The 1,965-nt window shown below is 42.3% G+C and carries 2 protein-coding genes; one reads left to right on the plus strand and one right to left on the minus strand.

Annotation, left to right across the window (positions count from 1 at the left end; genetic code table 11):
• The first annotated feature begins 20 nt into the window (after positions 1-20).
• Positions 21-200 carry an H-type small acid-soluble spore protein gene (locus tag AC1DUA_RS35400; RefSeq protein ID WP_477504194.1) on the plus strand — a complete coding sequence of 60 codons (180 nt, stop codon included), beginning with the start codon at positions 21-23 and terminating at the stop codon, positions 198-200.
• A 124-nt stretch (positions 201-324) separates the two neighbouring features.
• Here AC1DUA_RS35400 and AC1DUA_RS35405 read toward each other — a convergent pair.
• A partial coding sequence (locus AC1DUA_RS35405; RefSeq protein ID WP_477504193.1) for a fructose-1,6-bisphosphatase occupies positions 325-1,965 on the minus strand: 1,641 nt, incomplete at its 5' end.

Below are 1,965 nucleotides of genomic sequence, written 5' to 3' on the forward strand. Positions count from 1 at the left end.
ACCTTAAGGAGATCATTGACGTGAACAAATCGAGAGCATTAGAAATCGCCGCATCCCCAGAAATGGCGAATGTGACCTTTAATGAAATTCCAATTTACATTCAAACTGTTGATGAAAAAAATGATACGGCCATGGTCTATACGCTCGATCAGCCAGAACTGGAGCAAGAAGTCCCTCTAATCAATTTAATTGAGCATTAAAATGCCGCGTATAGCTATATGTCAAAAAAGAGGATACCCCTCAGTCAACTTTATGACCTCTGGGATATCCTCTAATTGACGTATTTAGTTACGTTGCCACTAACATACAAACGCTAAATTTCATTCATTTCATGTAGCGATATGCCAGGAGATTCTTCAAATTCGAGATTTTCTGCAGCATCTTCTCCCCAACATTGGTTTCCCTCACCAGCTTCCGCTCCAGTTCTTTGTCCACCAGCCTTTTTATAGACAATACGTCCGTTCCGTTAAATAACACATCTTCTTTTGTATTAAATTTCTGATGGGCAACGAGCTGCATGCCAAAGGAATTATACAACAAGGTATATCCAGCGATGCCCGTTGTAGATTGATAGGCTTTGGAAAAACCGCCGTCAATAACAACCATTTTCCCGTTTGCTTTAACGGGGCTCTCTCCACGAATTTCTTTAACTGGCGTGTGACCGTTAATGATATGTCCATGGTCTGGATTCATATCAAATTCCAGCAGGATTTTCCTGCAGATCTCCTCATTTTCACGCAAATGGTAATAAGGGTTCTTTCTCTCCTTATAGGCTTCTTTATTTTGGATAAAGTATCGTTCAAAGGTGGTCATTTCTCTCTTTCCAAAGAGTGAAGAACACTCCCCTGTCCAGATGTACCATACCATATCCGTAGCCAGATCATCTGTCTCTTCCGGATGCGCAAAGGCGTAACGTAAATAGTATTCAAAAACATCGAGCAACTTTCGACCCGAATATGTCTTGTCTTCAATCTGCATTTCTTCCATGTCTCCTTCTTCATCCAAAGGAATACAGCCGTGAAATAACAAATTCCCGTTGTATTTTAGATAAAGGCTGCCCTTTTTCATAAGAAAATTCATATGTCTGGCCAGCTTTTCGGAATGCTGAACGGAGAACAGCAGCTTTTCCATCACCTGCTGCTCTTCCTCCAGCAATTCTTCAGGCTGCTGCGGATTTACAGTTGAGAAACAGGTGTTTTCCAGCGGGTAAGTATTTCCGCCGATCTTGATTTCAGTTTTGTCGTAATCGATTTGCTCAAGCAAAAGCCTTTCAGACATATTAAAGTACGGGCGTCTCTTGATAATAGGGATTTCAAGCTTAAACTGGATCATTGTAATGGCTTGATGAATTTTGGTAATCTGCAGGATTTCCTGCTCCGAACCGTTATGGTCGCTCTGACGCTTCGGTCTAAAGGCTGGATTGTCATCATAGTATTTCTCTGCCAAGTTCAGTAGTGGGCGAAGATTAATTCCATATACGTCTTCGATGATATCCAGATTGTCGTATCTGGCACAGATCCGGATAATATTCGCAAGGCAGACCAGGGAACCTACATAGGCGCCTATCCACAGGACATCATGGTTCCCCCACTGAATATCTACAGAATGGTAGTTGATTAGCGTGTCCATAATTTTATCGGGGTCCGGCCCACGATCATAGATATCTCCGACCACATGAAGATGGTCAACCACCAAACGCTGGGTCGTATAAGCAAGGCCGATAATGAGCTTGTCCGCCTGGCCCAAGGAAATAATTTGCCGGTAAATTTCCTCATAATATGGGTCCTTATTGTTAGTCGAATCCGTCTTGTATAGAAGCTCTTCTACAATATATACAAACTGCTCCGGCAGAGCTTTACGCAATTTCGAGCGCGTATATTTGGAAGAGGCATAAGAAATGAGCTTAAGCATTTGTTCAATCGTTTGTCTGTACCATCGGTTCAAGGCTTGTTTATTGCACAGGTC

Source organism: Paenibacillus sp. 01T422 (assembly GCF_056398785.1).